The sequence below is a fragment of the Kitasatospora sp. NPDC001603 genome (assembly GCF_040298365.1).
Lineage (GTDB): Bacteria > Actinomycetota > Actinomycetes > Streptomycetales > Streptomycetaceae > Kitasatospora.
This window is the reverse complement of record NZ_JBEPAA010000004.1, coordinates 107,361-121,456: the sequence shown is the minus strand read 5'-3', so window position 1 is coordinate 121,456 and position 14,096 is coordinate 107,361. Positions and strand designations below refer to the sequence as shown.

The following is a 14,096-nucleotide window of genomic DNA, read 5'->3' as shown; positions in this document are numbered from 1 at the left end:
CCGCCGGGTGCCGCGGTCTGCGGCGGGGGGTGGAGCCGCCCCGATCGCGGCCTGACCCAACTGCGCGGTGTGCCGGTTCATCTGACGGCCGATCGGTAGAGTCCGATGTCATGGCTGATGCGATCGAATCCCCGGGTGCCGGGCGGCTGGCGGGCAAGTCGTGCGTGGTGACGGGTGCGGCGAGCGGGATCGGCCGTGCGGTGGCCGAACGCTTCGCCCGGGAGGGCGCGCGGGTGGTCGCGACGGACCTCGACGCCGAGGGTCTGCGGCGGCTGGCGGACGAGCTGCCGCGGGCGGTCAGTACGGTGGTCGGCGACGTCTCCCGCGAGGACGACGCCCGCCGGATGATCACCGCCGCCGTCGAGCGGCACGGCCGGATCGACGTCCTGGTCGCCAACGCGGGGGTGCTCCCGCTGTCGGAGATCACCGAGGCCGACGCCGCGGAGTGGGACCGGGTGATGGCCGTCGACGGCCGGGGGATGTTCCTCACCTGCAAGTACGCGATCGAGGCGATGGCCGGGCCCGGCGGCGCCGGCGGCGCGATCGTCTGCCTCTCCTCGATCTCCGGCGAGGCCGGCCAGCGCGGCCAGGCCGTCTACGGGCCCGCCAAGTTCGTGGCGTCCGGCCTGACCAAGCACCTGGCCGTCGAGTGGGCCGACCGCGGCATCCGGGTCAACGCCGTCGCCCCGGGCACCATCACCACCGAGCGCGTCCGCCGCCTCCAGGACGAGCCGGGCGGCTCCGACTACCTGACGGCGATCGAGAAGCTGCACCCGATGGGCCGGCTCGGCACCCCCGCCGAGGTGGCGGCGGCGGTCCTCTTCCTGGCCTCCGACGACGCCTCCTTCATCACCGGCGCGGTCCTCCCGGTGGACGGCGGGTACCTGGCGCAGTAGGGCTCGCCGGGCCTGGGGCGTGCGTGCGGGTGGTTCCCCGGACCGCGGTCACCGTGCGCCGGCCGGTCGGCCGACGAGCTCGGCGGGCTCCCCGGAGAAGCCGACCTCGCCCCGGTGCAGCACATGGACGACGGCCGCGCCGGTGAGGCTGCGCGGGAGCGACCGCGCGGTCAGCACGACCGCCCGGCCCTCGGCGGCGGCCGTGTCGAGCAGGTGCGCGTGCAGCCGTTCGGCCACGGCCGGGGCCAGCCCCCGGTCCGGCTCGTCCAGCAGGAGCAGGCTCGGCCGGCCCGCCAACGCACGTGCCAGGGCGACCAGTTGCTGCTGCCCGCCGGAGAGCGTCCCGGCCGGCCGGGGCAGCAGGGCGGTCAGTTCGGGCAGGAGCGCGAGCACGTCCTCGGCGGGGGCGCCGCCGAGGACGAGGTGCTCGGCCACCGTGAGCGAGGCGAACACCGCCCGCTCCGCCGGTACCAGCGTCAGCCCCAGCCGGACCCGCTGGTGGACACCGAGCGCCGTGACGTCCCGCCCCCGCCAGACCACCCGGCCGGCGGCGGGCCGGACCAGCCCGGCCAGGGCGTGCAGCACGGTGGTCCGCCCGGACCCGTTGCGGCCGAGTAGGACGGTGACCGCACCGGCGGGGAAGGCGAGATCCACCCCGTGCAGGGCCTCCAGCGGTCCGTAGCGGACGCGGGCGCCGTGGAGTGCGGCTTCGACGGTCATCGGGTGCCCGCCCGGGTCGCTCGGGCGGTGCGGTCGGCGGGGGAGGCGGGGGCCGGCTCGTGCGGGGCTTCCGGTGGTCCCCGGCGGACACGGGCGGCTTCGACGGTCACGGCGCGCCCACCCCGGCCCCCGGCGCGGCCCCGCCCCAGGCCCGGGCCACCCGGGCGTCGGCGAGCACGGCGGCCGCCGGTCCGCAGGCCACCACCCGGCCGCCGGCCATCGCGTACACGGTGTCGGCCAACTCACCGACCAGGTCGGGGTCGTGCTCGACCAGCAGCAGCGCCGTACCCCGGTCGGCCAGGCCACGCAGGGCGGCGGCCAGCCGGGCGGTCTGGGCGGTGTCCAGGCCGGCCGCCGGCTCGTCCAGCAGCAGCACCTGCGGGTCGCCCGCCAGTGCGCGGGCCAGCTCCAGCAGGCGCAGCACCCCGGTCGGCTGCTCACCGGCCGGCTCCGCCGCGAGGTCCTGGAGGCCGAACAGGGCGAGCGCCCGCGCCGTCGCCGTGTCGACGGCACGCGCGTCCGGACGGCGGCGGTGCCGCCGCTCGGCGCCGATCCGGACGTTGTCCGCCACCGAGAGGGTCGGGAAGACGGCGATCTGCTGGAAGGTCCGGGCCAGGCCGAGCCGTACCCGGGCGTACGCGGGCAGCCGGGTGACGTCCCGGCCGCCGAGCAGCACCCGGCCGGCGTCCGGGCGGACCGTCCCGGCCAGGCAGTCGAACAGGGTGCTCTTGCCGGCGCCGTTCGGCCCGATCAGTGCGGTGATCCGCCCCGGTGGCGCGGTGAGGTCGACCCCGGCGACGGCCTCGATGCCGCCGTACCGGCGGATCACACCCCGGGCCGTCAGCCGGGCCCGGCCACCGCCCGGCGGGCTCACGGTCGGGCCTCCCCGGCCCGGGTGGCGGTCCGGCTGCGGTCCGGGGGTCCGGGCGGCGTCGGGCGGCCCGGCGGCAGCGTGGTGGTCCGGATGCCGTTCCGCGGGCGGATCAGGCTCCGGGCCCGGTCGTTGTCGGGCCGGCTCATGGCCGCACCCGTTCGGTCCGGGGGGCGGACCTGGACCGCGCTGCGGGCGGTCCGCCGGGCCTGGGTGTCGTCGGGCCGGCTCATGGCCGTACCCGCTCGGGCCGGGTGGCGGTCCTGGACCACGCTCCGGTCCGTCAGCCTGCCCCGGCCACCGCCCGGCGGGCTCACGGTCGGGCCTCCTCGCCCCGGGCGGCGGCCTGCCGGGCCGTGATCAGGGTGCGGATCCGGCGGCCGGTCGCGGTCAGGCGGCCCGGCGGCAGGGTGGCGGGCGGGTGCGCCGGGTGGCGGGGGGAGAGGCGGGCGGCGGCGCCGGCGAGACCGCCCGGCAGGCGGCCGATCCCCGCCGCCAGCAGACCGACCGCGACGGCCGACACCCCGGCCACCGTGCCCGCGTCCAGGCCGATCAGCAGCGCGGCGGCCAGCACCGCGCCGAGCGCGCTGTCCGCACCGGCCACCACCACCGCGGCGAACCAGAGCAGCCCGCGCACCGGATCGAACGAGGCCGGGTCGAAGGCGCGCCCGGCCAGGCCCATCAGCCCGCCGCCGAGCGCGGCCAGCGCCGCCCCGGCCACGAAGGCGAACAGCTTCAGCCCGGGCACGTTGACGCCTGCCGCGACCGCGCCCGGCTCGTGGTCGCGCATCGCGGTCAGGGCCCGTCCCGGCCGGCCCCGGTGCAGACCCCGCACCGCCAGCAGGCCCAGCCCGAGCAGCACCAGCTCGGCCAGGTAGAAGGCGCGGTCGCCGGCCAGGAAGGCGGGCCGGTCCAGGGTGAGCCCGGTGGTCGCGTACGGCTGCTGGAAGACGAAGCGGCTCATCGCCGTCCCGACCGCGAAGGTGACCAGGGCCAGCGCCGGACCGCGCCGCCGGATCGCCGGCCAGCCGGTGAGCAGCCCGAGCGGGGCGGTGGCCAGCACCGCGAACAGCAGCGCGGGGACGGCGGGCAGCGGCGGGACGGCCGGGATCCGCCCGGACATCAGCAGCGCGGTGCCCAGCGCGCCGAGCCCGGCGTACCCGGCCTGGCCGAGCGAGATCTGCCCGCCGTACCCGGTCACCACCACGATCGAGAGCAGGACCAGGGCGAGCGCGGGCACCAGCAGCGCGCTGCGCAGGTCGTTGTCACGGAAGCCCAGCGGCAGCAGGAGCAGCACCAGGCAGACCGCCCGGGCCGCCCGGCCCCCGCCGGCCGGTCCGGGCACCGCGAGCGGGGCGCGGTCACCCGCGCCGCCGGTGATCCGCGGCCCGGCCAGCAGCGCGGCGGCCAGTAGCGCCACCACGAACAGGTTGGCCTGCACCGCCTGTACCAGCGGCAGCAGTTGGCCGGACGGCCGCAGCCTGGTCAGCTCGGCCTGCGCGATCCCGAGGCCGAGGCCGGTCGCCACCGCCACCGGGATGCTGCGCAGCCGCGCCGCCACCGCGACCGCCATCGTCTCCATCACCAGCAGCGGCAGCCCGTACGGGTCGAGCAGCAGGTACGGCGCGAGGGCGACGCCGACCAGCCCGGCGGTGAAGGAGCCGAACGCCCAGCCCGCCGCCGAGACCCGGTCCGCGTCCACCCCGGCCAGCCGGGCCAGCCGGCGGTCGTCGACGACGGCCCGCACCTGGAGGCCGAACCGGGTGAAACGGGTGGTGGCGGCCACCGTCAGGGCGAGCACCAGGATGGCGGCGAGCTGCGCCACGGTGTCGGGGCGCAGGGTGTGCCCGCCGGGGAGGGCGATCGGCTCGGCGCCGAACGGGGAGGGCGCGCCGCTCAGCGGGGCGGTGCCCCAGACCAGCACCGCCACCCCGATGAGCAGCACGAACACGCCGAGACCGGCCACCATCGTCTCGGCCGTCCCGGCGCCGCGTCGTTGCAGGGGCCGGTAGACCAGGACGTCCAGCAGGACGCCGAGCGCGGGGGCGGCGAGCAGCAGGCAGAAGGCGAGCGCCGGCCAGACCGGCCAGTGCCGGACCACCACCAGGTCGCGCAGCAGATAGGCGATGAGCATCGCCTGGGCACCCTGGGCGAGGTTGAGCACCCCGGTCGCGCGGTGGCAGACGACCAGGCCGATGCCGCTGAGGGCGGCCGCGCTGCCGACGGTGAGACCGGCCAGGGCGAGGTCGCCGGTCAGGCCGAGGGAGTCGAGGGGAGGGGTGTCTGGCACGGGTGGCACCCCCTCAGCCGGCCGGGCCGGCGGCCGCGTCCGGGGTGGCCGGTGCGCAGATCCGGCAGGGGGTGAGCCCGCGTGCCCGTACGGCGGCGGCGTCGACCGGCCGTGCGTCGTGCTTGCCGGTCACCAGCGGACAGTCGGGCCGGTGGTAGAGCGTGCCCTCGGCGACGGCGAGCAGACCGGTACGGGGGGCGGCGGGCTCCTCCGGCACCGTGGCTTCCTCCGGCCGCTCCGGTTCGACCAGGAGGGTGTAGAGCCGTTCGACCCGTCGGCCGGTCAGGTCGTCCGCGGTGGGCGGGGCCGACGGGGCCGGGGGCCGACCGGGTGAACGCAGGGCGACCAGCACGATGCCCGCCACGATCAGCGCCGCACCCGGGACGGTGGAGGAGGCCAGATAGGGGATCTGCTGTTCGACGAAGGCCTCGCCGGAGACGCCGTACCAGCCCAGGACGCACAGGGCCGCCCCGGCGGCCGCGAGGATCCAGCCCGGCCACTCGCGGGCGCCCGGGGCCGTGCGGGCCGCGCGGGCGGCCGAGCGCAGCAGCCCCCGGCCGGGCCGCCCGGCCGCCCCGTTCGGAGTGGTCTGCGGCTTCTCGCGCTCGGATTGCGATTCGTCCATGGATCCGCCTTCATGGTGTCACGTGCGACATTTCCAGGATCGGCCTGGGACAGCATCCGGAGAGCGGCGGACCGGACCGCGCGGCGCCCCCGAGCGGTCGGCGCCGACCCGGGCGGCGCAGCCGAGTTCGTCGAGAGGAACACCATGCGAGTAAGGCAGAGCGGCACCCGTCGGGGCGGCGGCCCGGTCCCGCGACCGGCGGTGGCGCTGTGCGCGCTGCTGCTGGTGGGCGCGGTGGCCGGGTGCAGCAGCAGCAGCTCGTCCGGCTCCTCGCCCTCGGCCTCGGTGTCGATCTCCGCCCCGGCGTCGGGGTCCGTCACGGTGACCGCGACCACCAGCGCGAGCGCCGGTGCCACCGTGAGCGCGGGCGCCACCGCCCCCGCCGATCCGGCGACCGCGACGAACCAGGTCACCGCCACCTGGGAGAAGTTCTTCGACCCCACCACCCCCATCCCCGAGAAGGCCGCGCTGCTCCAGAACGGTGACGTGCTGCTCCCGGCGCTCCAGGGCTTCTCGCAGGATCCGCGGGTCGGTCAGGTCAAGGCCAAGGTCACGAACGTGACGTTCACTTCGCCGACCGAGGCCACCGTCACCTACGAACTCTCGCTCCAGGGCACGGTGGTCGCGCCGGACGCCACCGGTCAGGCCGTCCTCGACAACGGCACCTGGAAGGTCTCCCGCTCGTCGCTCTGCGGCCTGCTCGCCCAGGCCGGCGGTGGGAGCGGCGCCGCCGTCCCCGGATGCGGCTGACGGCCCCGCCGTCCCGCCGGGCCGCCGACGCGCACTGCCGTCGGCGGCCCGGCCCTCGCGTCCCCCGGCGCCGCGTCCGCCGCCGCTGCGGGGGCGCCGCCCTCCTCGCGCTGCTGCTCACCGCCGTCACCGCCTGCGGCACCCGGCTGCCGGGGAGCGCCTTCACCCACCGCCCCACGCCCGCCGCCGCGAGCACCGCCGCCGGGACCAACCCCGCCTCCGACACCGGCGTCACGGCGACCGAGATCCGGATCGGTGTGGTCACCTCGCTCACCAGTCCGGTCGGCAGTGAGGTGTTCAGCGGCCCGCGCTACGGCGCGCAGGCCTTCGTCCAGGCCCTCAACGACCGGGGCGGCCTGCACGGGCGCACCGTCAAGCTGGTGACCTGCGACGACGGCGGCAGCGGCATCGGCAACCAGGACTGCGTGCACCGCCTGATCGACCAGCAGCACGTCTTCGCCTTCGTCTCCGGCAGCGTGCTCGACTACGCGGGTGCGCCGTACGTGAGCGGGAAGGGCGTGCCGGACGTCGGCGGCCAGCCGATCGGCACGGCCTACGACCGCTGGCCGCACCTCTACGGCATCTACGGCAGCGGCGCGCCGCGCGACGGGCAGGCCGTCGGCTGGAACGGGACGCTCTACCAGACCCCCGAGGTGTTCCGCTTCTTCACCGAACGGCTTGGCACCACCAGCGCCGCCGTGGTCGCCTACAACCAGGCCGACTCGGCCCGCTACGCCGCCCAGCTGAAGGCCGGCCTGGAGGCGGAGGGCTACCGCGTCCTGATGCAGACGGTCGACTTCGCGCTGCCGAACTTCCAGGCGGTGGCCGCCGCCGTGCGTGCCGACGGCTCGCAGCTGCTCCTCGACGCCATGGACACCCGGGGCAACGCGGCGCTCTGCCGGGCGCTCGACGAGGCCGGGGTGCGGGTCGCGGCGAAGGCGACCAACGTGCAGAACTGGTCGCAGACCGTCGGCACCGACTACGGCGCCTCACCCGGCTGCCGCAACGCGCTCTGGGCGACGTCGGCCAGCCTCAACTACGAGGACGTGCAGGACCAGGCGGTGCGGGACTTCCGCGCCGCGATGTCCCGCTACTACCCCGACCGCGAACCGCTGCTCTCCGCCTGGGAGCTGGAGGGCTGGGCGGGCGCCCAGTGGCTCACCGACGCGATGGACTCCTGCGGCGCCGACCTCACCCGGGCCTGCGTCGAGCGGTTCATGAACCGCGCCGAGCCCTACGACGCGCACGGACTGATCCTGCCCGCCTCGTTCGTCCCGCAGCCCCCGCCGACCGGGCCGACCCGGGCCTGTCTGAACGCCGCCCGCTGGCAGGACACCGCTTACGGGGGCCGGGGCGGCTGGGTCACCCAGGTGGCCTCGATGACCACCACCTGCTTCGAGGTGCCGCAACTGCCCTACCGGCCGTGACGGCGCCGACGAGGCCCCGGAGCGGTACGGCGGGACCACCGCCGCCGGCGACCCGCGCGCCGCTCCGCCCCCCCCGGAGCGCCCTCAGCCGAGGCGCTCCACCGCGACGATCGCCGCGTCGTCGTCCAGCCGTCCGCCCGCGTGGGCCAGCAGGTCGTGGCGCAACTGCTGCACCAGGGCCTCCGGGGGGTCGGCGGACCAGGCCCTGACGCGCTCGGTGAGCGGGTAGAACCGCCGCCGGGCGTCGCGGGCCTCGATCACGCCGTCGGTGTAGATCAGCAGGCGGTCGCCGGGAAGGAAGGCGAACTCGTCCACCTCGTAGCCGCCCGGGGCGAGTTCGCCCAGGCCGAGCGGCGGCGCCGGCCGACGGGCGTCCAGGGCGGTGACGCCGTCGGCCCGCAGCCGCAGCGGCGGCGGGTGGCCGCAGTCGATCAGCCGGACCACCGAGCCGTCGTCCGGGATGTCCAGGATGACCGCGGTGATGAACGACTCCTCGCAGTCGTCCGCCGCCGCCCCGGCGGAGGCACGGTCCGAACCCGACCGGTGGCCGCGACCGGTCCCGTCACCCGGCCGCTCCTCGCAGGGCTGCTCGCCGAGCCGGGCCAGGCCCCAGCGGACGCTGCCGTCCAGATAGCCGGCGAGGTCGGTGAGGTCGGCGTGCAGGTGGGCGGCCGCCCGGAAGGCGCCCAGCAGGAGGGCGGCGTCGCCGAGCGAGGAGAGGCCCTTGCCGCGAACGTCGCCGACCAGCAGCCGGGTGCCGCCGGGAGTGCGGGCCGCCGCGTAGAGGTCGCCGCCGACCTGCGCCTCGGCCTCGGCGGCGAGGTAGACGGAGGCGAGGCGCAGGGGCCCGATCCGGTCCGGCAGCGGGCGCAGCAGGACGCGCTGGGCGGCCTCGGAGACGGAGCGGACCTGGGCCAGCTCCCGTTCGTGCCGGTCGCGCAGCACCCGCAGCGCGACGATCAGCACCGAGACGGCGATCTGCGCGCCGAGCTGGGTCTCGTGGTTGGGGGTGGTGAGCCCGTCGCGCGTGATGCCGATGACGGTGAGGCCGGCGAGCGCGAGCAGGGCGACGGCCGCGGTGGTCCGCGCCCCCGCGAAGGACGCGGTGATCGCGGGGGCCACGATCAGCAGCGGTCCGAGGTGGATCGTCGGCGGCGACAGCACGTCGACCACGGTGATCACGACGATCAGCGCGAGCGGGAGCGCCGTCAGCGCGTGGCGGCCGAACCGCCACGACCGGCGGCGGTCGCGGGGACCCTGCCGAAGGGGCACCTCTCCTCTGTACACCGTCGGAGCGGTACCCCGCACCCCGGCGCCGGCCCGTTGCCGCCAGCCCGCTGTCGGCGGGACGGGACCGGCGGGGCGGGACGGGCGGGACGGGACGGGCGCCCCTCGGTCCTCGGCCCGGTCCCCGGCTCAGTCCTCGGCGCCGTAGCGGGCCAGGTAGCCGGCGAAGCGGGCGACGTCCTCGTCGGACCACTCGGTGAAGCGGGCGGTGAAGGCGACCCGGCGCTGCTCGCTGGCCTCGCGCAGCAGGGTCAGGCCGGCCTCGGTGGCGCGCAGGATCTGGCCGCGCTGGTCGTCCGGATCGGTCTCGCGGCGCAACAGGTCGAGCTTCTCGAGCGCGGTGACCTGGCGGCTCACGGTGGACTTGTCGAGCATGAAGTACGAGGCGACGTCGGCGGCCCGGCAGCCGCCGCGCTCGTTGATCAGGTCGAGGATGCTGTAGGTGACCAGGGAGAGGTCCGGGTGCAGCTGGGATGCCTTGTGCCGGGCACGCCGGGCGAAGGCGGTCAGCTCGCGCTGGATGGTGTCGATCGATGTCTCGCGGCCGGGCACGGCGGTCCTACCTCCTCGGTAATTTGTTGCACTGTACAACGTTTTTGGGTTCCGCTGTGCTCCGCCGTGTGCTGTCGGGCCACGCCGTCCTCCGCCGCGTTCCGCCGGCCGGCGGCACCCGGCCAGGGGCGCGGGCTCAGCCGGTCGTGACGCCGTCCGGGGTGCCGGTGGCTCCCGCGGCCCGCCAGGCGCGGGCGGCCGCGATCCGGCGGGTGGCACTCGGATGAGTGGCGAACAGTAGCTCAAGCACCCGGGGCGGGTCGACATCGGACACGTTGGCCACTGCCAGTCTGCGCTGCATGGCGATGAACTGCTCGGCGTCCGAGGTCAGTTCCAGGGCGTGCCGGTCCGCCCGGGCCTCGACCCGGCGGCTCACCGCGCACTGCACCGGCCCCGACAGGGCGCCCAGCAGGGCCGCGCAGGCCGCCATCAGCGGCAGGACGCGCGGATCCGCCGCGTCCGTCGCCCCCGCCGCCGACAGCAGCGGGCCCCAGCCGGTCAGCAGGCCGATCAGGCAGACCACCACGGCCGCCCCCACCGCGCCCAGCACCGTGCCGGTCAGCACGTCCCGGTGCTTCACGTGCCCGAGTTCGTGCGCCACCACCAGCTCCACCTCGCGCGGCTCGGCGGTGGACAGCAGCGTGTCGTAGGCGACGATCCGGCGGGTCGCGCCCAGGCCGGACACGTACGCGTTGAGGGCCGTGGTCCGCCGGGAGGCGTCCGCCACCAGGACGTCCCGCACCCGGACGTCGTCCTGGTCGGCGAGCGCGAGCAGGGCGGTCCGCAGCGGGCCGGGCGCCATCGGGGTGAAGCGGTTGAAGACCGGCTCCACCAGCAGCGGGTAGAGGAAGGAGAGCGCCGCCGTGAGCAGCGCCGCCGCGCCGGCGGCCGGGAGCCACCAGCGGTCCGGCCGGCGGTCGGTGAGCGCGAACAGTCCGAACGCCAGGGGCAGCACCAGGGCCAGGCCCAGCGCCAGTCCGCGCACGGCGTCCACCGCCCAGCCGCCCCAGCCCTGGGTGACCAGGCCGAACCGGGCCCGCACCGTCCGGGCGCCGGCGGCGAACGGCAGCTGGGCCGCCCGGCCGAGGAGGACCAGGGCGGCCGCCCCCGCCAGCACCTCGGCCGTCCGCGAGCCGCCGAACAGGTCGCCGGCGGCCGTCACCAGAGCGGCTCCGGCCGGGGTCAGCCCGAGCAGCAGCGTCAGGAGAAGGCCGGCCAGCCGCCCGCCCAGGGCCCACGGCAGCTGGGCACGCCGCAGCGCGCGGCCCCGGGCGCGCTGGGCGGGGGTGAAGTCGGGCGCGCCGGTACCGGCGCCGGGGGCGGGGGTCGCTGAGCCCGGAGGCGGGCTGACCGGATCTGTCATCTGTCGGCTGTCATCCGTAGTCCGTGAGCTGTCGGCCACCCGTTGCCGGGCGCCGTCCGTCGGGCGCTGTCCGGCCGGCCCGCGCCCACCGGTTGCCCGCCGGGCGCGGGCCGGCCGGCGGCTGCCGGGATCAGCATGTCACTCCCGCGCCGGCCCGGTGGCGGACTCGGTGCCGGTGCGGAGCAGCCGGTGCCCCAGCTCGACCAGGGCCCTCCCCACGGCGAACGCGTCGCCGACCGCCTCGGCGGGCTCGTCCTGCGGGCTGAGGCGGGCGCGGGTGTCGGCGTGCAGCACGCTGCCGTCGGCGTCGAGCACGGCGTGCACCCGGGTGGTGTCCCGGCCCTCGACGAGGTGCAGGCTCACCTGCCACTCCTTGGTGCGGACGGCCGATCCCGCGTCCTCGGTGAGGGGAGCCGCGGTCGCCGCAGGGGCGGCGTGCACCGGTGCGGCGGCGCCGTCCGCGCGGACGATCACCACCGGGCAGCTGCCGTGCACCGCGCAGTGGGAGCTCACCGAACCCAGCAGCGTGCGGGCGAAGGTGCCGCGCCCCCGGCTGCCGAGCACCAGGAAGTCGGCGTCCGCGGACAGTTCCAGCAGCACCTCGGCCGCGTGGCCGAGGACGAGGCTCTCCTCGATCTCCACCGGCCGGTCCCGGCCGACCACCTCGTCCACCTCGGCGGTCAGCGTGCGCCGGGCCGCCCGCTCGAAGCCGTCGTCCAGCAGCGGCGTGAGCCACCCGTAGAGCGACGGGTACTCCCAGGCCGCCACCGCGTGGACCGCGGCCCCGGTCAGGCCCGCCTGACCGACCGCCCAGCGCAGCGCCGCCTTCGAGGGCGCGGAGCCGTCGATCCCGACCACGATCCGCCGCCGGCCGCCGTTCACCGTGCCGATTCCCACGCCGTCCATGCGCCGTCCACCTCGCCACCTCGGCCCGGGAGCGGGCAGCCCCGGGAGCGTGCACCCCCTCCACGCTGCGCGTCCGGACGGCCGGTGCGCCAGGGACACGACGGCCCGGTGCGGCGGTTGTGGGGGCCGGGGTGTCCTGGTGGGGGTGGTGCCGGCGGTGGCGGGTCGTGGTGGTGGAGCCGGGTGCGGGGGCGCTGCGGGGGCCGGGGCGTCCCGGTGCGGCGGTTGTTCGGGCCGGTCCGTCCCCTGCGGGGGAGCCGGGGGGGACATCGAGGCGGGCCCGCCGGGCCCGCCGATACGATCGGTCGGGGCTGTCCGGCCCGGTGGGCGCGGGCAGTGGCCGTGAGCTGTGGCGCCGGTCCCGCCGGCGCCACCTGGGGAGAGGGGATCCGGTATGGCAGTCGAACCGTCCGGCGCGCAGGAGGTCCGTCGCGTCGAGGGCCTGGTGTCGGCGCAGGAGAAGGCGATCGCCCTGTTCGCCGAGGCCGAGGCGCGCGAACTGGTGGCGCCCGGGGTGGGCGAGCGCGAGGCGAGCGACCGGATCCGGGATCTCGCCAACGAGATGTTCGGCGCCACCCGGCACTGGCACAAGCGGATCATCCGCTCCGGCCCGAACACCCTGGCCCCGTACCGGGACAACCCGCCGGACCGGGTCATCGGGGCCGACGACGTGGCCTTCGCCGACTTCGGCCCCGTCTTCGAGGAGTACGAGGCGGACTTCGGCCGCACCTACGTCTTCGGCGGCGATCCGCACAAGCGGCGGCTGCTCGCCGACCTGCCGCGGATCTTCGACGCCGGCCGCGCGTTCTTCGCGGCCGACCCGGAGATCACCGGGCGGCAGCTGCACGCCGAGGTCGAGCGGCTGGCCGCCGAGGCGGGCTGGGAGGTCGGCATCTGGCACGCCGGCCACCTCGTGGGCGAGTTCCCGCACGAGGTGAACGACGGGGCCAAGGCCGACTCCTACATCACCCCCGAGAACGAGACCCCGCTGCGCCGAACCGACCGGTCGGGGCGGGTCTGCCACTGGATCCTGGAGCTGCACCTGGTCGACCGGGAGCGCGGCTTCGGCGGCTTCTACGAGCAGTTGCTCGACCTGGCCTGACCGCGGTCCCCGGCCCGCGCTCCGACCGCCGGGCCCGTCCTGCGCCCCGGGCGCGGGGCGGGTCCGGGGCGGGCGGGCCGTGGAGGCAGACCGAAGGCGATGTGGGGGAATGGCGTAGTCTGACCGCTCTCGAATCGACCCCCGGGGGGACTTCACATGCGCCGAGTCGCGGCCGCCGTCGCACTGCTGCTCGGGCTGATACCCGTGGCCGCCTGCGGGCCGGACGACCCGGCGCCGGCCAAGGCCGCGCCGGCGGGCGACGCGGCGAAGCCCTCGGCGGCCGGGACGACGGGCGCCGCGGCGTCCGCCTCGCCGTCCGCGAGCGCCTCGGCGCCCCGCCCGGACGGTTCGATCACGGTGGCGTTCGCCGGGGACGTCCACTTCGAGGGCCGCACCGAGGCCCGGCTCGCGGTGAAGGCGTCCGAGCAGGCGCTCGGCCCGATCGCCACGACCCTCTCCGACGCGGACCTCGCCGTCCTCAACCTGGAGACCGCGATCACCGACCGGGGTGCCCCCGAGCCGAAGACGTACACCTTCCGCACCTCCCCCAAGGCGCTCACCGCCCTCAAGGACTCCGGCGTCGACGTCGTCTCGATGGCCAACAACCACGCCGTGGACTTCGGCGCGGACGGGCTCACCGACACGCTCGCCGCCAAGGACTCCGCGCCGATCCCGGTCGTCGGCGTCGGCCGCAACGCCAAGGAGGCGTACGCCCCGTACGTCACCACCGTGCGCGGGGTGAAGGTCGCGGTGCTCGCGGCCAGCCAGGTCGAGGACCTGACGAACCAGAAGTGGCGCGCCGGCGCCACCAAGCCGGGCATCGCCTCGGCGCTGGACGCCGCCGCGCTGGTCAAGGCGGTGGAGGAGGCGAAGAAGCAGGCGCCCGTCGTGCTCGTGTACCTGCACTGGGGCGACGAGGGCAAGGCCTGTCCGACCGGCGCCCAGAGCGCCATCGCCAAGAAGCTCGCCACCGCCGGGGCCACCGCGGTGGTCGGCACCCACGCCCACACCATGCTGGGCTCGGGCATGCTCGGCTCCACCTACATCGGCTACGGCTTCGGCAACTTCCTCTGGTACGGCACCTCCGACTACGCCAACTCCAACGAGACCGGCGTGACGACGCTGACCCTGACCGCGGCCGGCAAGGTCACCGGCGAGGTGTTCACGCCCGCCACCGTCGACGGCCAGGGCCTGCCCGTCCCGCAGACCGGCGCCGCCGCGACGGCCGCGCTCAAGCGCCGCGACGGCCTGCGGGGCTGCACCGGGCTGGCCCCGGTGGCGGGCGCGACGCGCTGAGGCCGTGGACG

The 14,096-nt window shown here is 76.6% G+C and carries 14 protein-coding genes; 5 read left to right on the top strand and 9 right to left on the bottom strand.

Annotation, left to right across the window (positions count from 1 at the left end; translation table 11 throughout):
• The first annotated feature begins 110 nt into the window (after positions 1-110).
• The gene (locus ABT263_RS04565) at positions 111-896 is read left to right on the top strand and encodes an SDR family NAD(P)-dependent oxidoreductase (RefSeq protein WP_352287468.1); all 786 of its coding nucleotides are present in this window, start codon (positions 111-113) and stop codon (positions 894-896) included.
• A gap of 48 nt (positions 897-944) precedes the next feature.
• Here ABT263_RS04565 and ABT263_RS04560 read toward each other — a convergent pair whose 3' ends face one another.
• The 5 genes from ABT263_RS04560 to ABT263_RS04550 all read right to left on the bottom strand — a co-directional run bounded on the left by ABT263_RS04560 (position 945) and on the right by ABT263_RS04550 (position 5,402).
• Positions 945-1,616 carry an ABC transporter ATP-binding protein gene (locus tag ABT263_RS04560; RefSeq protein WP_352287464.1) on the bottom strand — a complete coding sequence of 224 codons (672 nt, stop codon included), beginning with the start codon at positions 1,614-1,616 and terminating at the stop codon, positions 945-947.
• A 106-nt stretch (positions 1,617-1,722) separates the two neighbouring features.
• Complete coding sequence (locus ABT263_RS38860; protein WP_502885751.1) at positions 1,723-2,490, bottom strand: ABC transporter ATP-binding protein; 768 nt, start codon at positions 2,488-2,490, stop codon at positions 1,723-1,725.
• Entirely contained in the window at positions 2,487-2,804 is a 318-nt protein-coding gene (locus tag ABT263_RS38855) for a hypothetical protein (RefSeq protein WP_502885750.1), read from the bottom strand. The genes ABT263_RS38860 and ABT263_RS38855 overlap by 4 nt, the downstream gene beginning before the upstream one ends.
• Positions 2,801-4,777: a branched-chain amino acid ABC transporter permease gene (locus ABT263_RS38850; RefSeq protein WP_502885749.1), complete on the bottom strand. Its 1,977-nt coding sequence runs from the start codon at positions 4,775-4,777 to the stop codon at positions 2,801-2,803. Before ABT263_RS38850 ends, ABT263_RS38855 begins: the two co-directional genes overlap by 4 nt.
• Positions 4,778-4,790: 13 nt before the next feature.
• Positions 4,791-5,402, bottom strand: a complete 612-nt coding sequence (locus tag ABT263_RS04550) for a hypothetical protein (RefSeq protein WP_352287462.1) — start codon at positions 5,400-5,402, stop codon at positions 4,791-4,793.
• Positions 5,403-5,546: 144 nt separating this feature from the next.
• Between ABT263_RS04550 and ABT263_RS04545 the strand changes: the two genes are divergently transcribed.
• On the top strand, positions 5,547-6,152 hold the full coding sequence (locus ABT263_RS04545; protein WP_352287460.1) for an MTB12 C-terminal domain-containing protein: 606 nt from the start codon (positions 5,547-5,549) through the stop codon (positions 6,150-6,152).
• The gene (locus ABT263_RS04540) at positions 6,143-7,579 is read left to right on the top strand and encodes an ABC transporter substrate-binding protein (protein ID WP_352287457.1); all 1,437 of its coding nucleotides are present in this window, start codon (positions 6,143-6,145) and stop codon (positions 7,577-7,579) included. The genes ABT263_RS04545 and ABT263_RS04540 overlap by 10 nt, the downstream gene beginning before the upstream one ends.
• Positions 7,580-7,663: 84 nt before the next feature.
• Here the strand turns inward: ABT263_RS04540 and ABT263_RS04535 are convergent, their stop codons facing one another.
• From ABT263_RS04535 to ABT263_RS04520, 4 genes are all read right to left on the bottom strand, one after another.
• The gene (locus tag ABT263_RS04535; RefSeq protein ID WP_352287454.1) at positions 7,664-8,851 is read right to left on the bottom strand and encodes a PP2C family protein-serine/threonine phosphatase; all 1,188 of its coding nucleotides are present in this window, start codon (positions 8,849-8,851) and stop codon (positions 7,664-7,666) included.
• Between the two features lie 144 nt (positions 8,852-8,995).
• Positions 8,996-9,418: a MarR family winged helix-turn-helix transcriptional regulator gene (locus ABT263_RS04530; protein WP_329490397.1), complete on the bottom strand. Its 423-nt coding sequence runs from the start codon at positions 9,416-9,418 to the stop codon at positions 8,996-8,998.
• A gap of 136 nt (positions 9,419-9,554) precedes the next feature.
• Positions 9,555-10,781 (bottom strand): M48 family metalloprotease, encoded by a 1,227-nt coding sequence (locus ABT263_RS04525; RefSeq protein WP_352287451.1) that lies wholly within the window; start codon positions 10,779-10,781, stop codon positions 9,555-9,557.
• A 138-nt stretch (positions 10,782-10,919) separates the two neighbouring features.
• Entirely contained in the window at positions 10,920-11,687 is a 768-nt protein-coding gene (locus tag ABT263_RS04520) for a universal stress protein (RefSeq protein WP_352287448.1), read from the bottom strand.
• Between the two features lie 394 nt (positions 11,688-12,081).
• Between ABT263_RS04520 and ABT263_RS04515 the strand changes: the two genes are divergently transcribed.
• Together ABT263_RS04515 and ABT263_RS04510 are read left to right on the top strand one after the other, a co-directional pair.
• Positions 12,082-12,789 (top strand): M24 family metallopeptidase, encoded by a 708-nt coding sequence (locus ABT263_RS04515; protein ID WP_352287446.1) that lies wholly within the window; start codon positions 12,082-12,084, stop codon positions 12,787-12,789.
• A 156-nt stretch (positions 12,790-12,945) separates the two neighbouring features.
• Positions 12,946-14,085, top strand: coding sequence for a CapA family protein (locus ABT263_RS04510; RefSeq protein ID WP_352287443.1), 1,140 nt, complete (start codon positions 12,946-12,948; stop codon positions 14,083-14,085).
• The last annotated feature ends 11 nt before the right edge of the window (positions 14,086-14,096 follow it).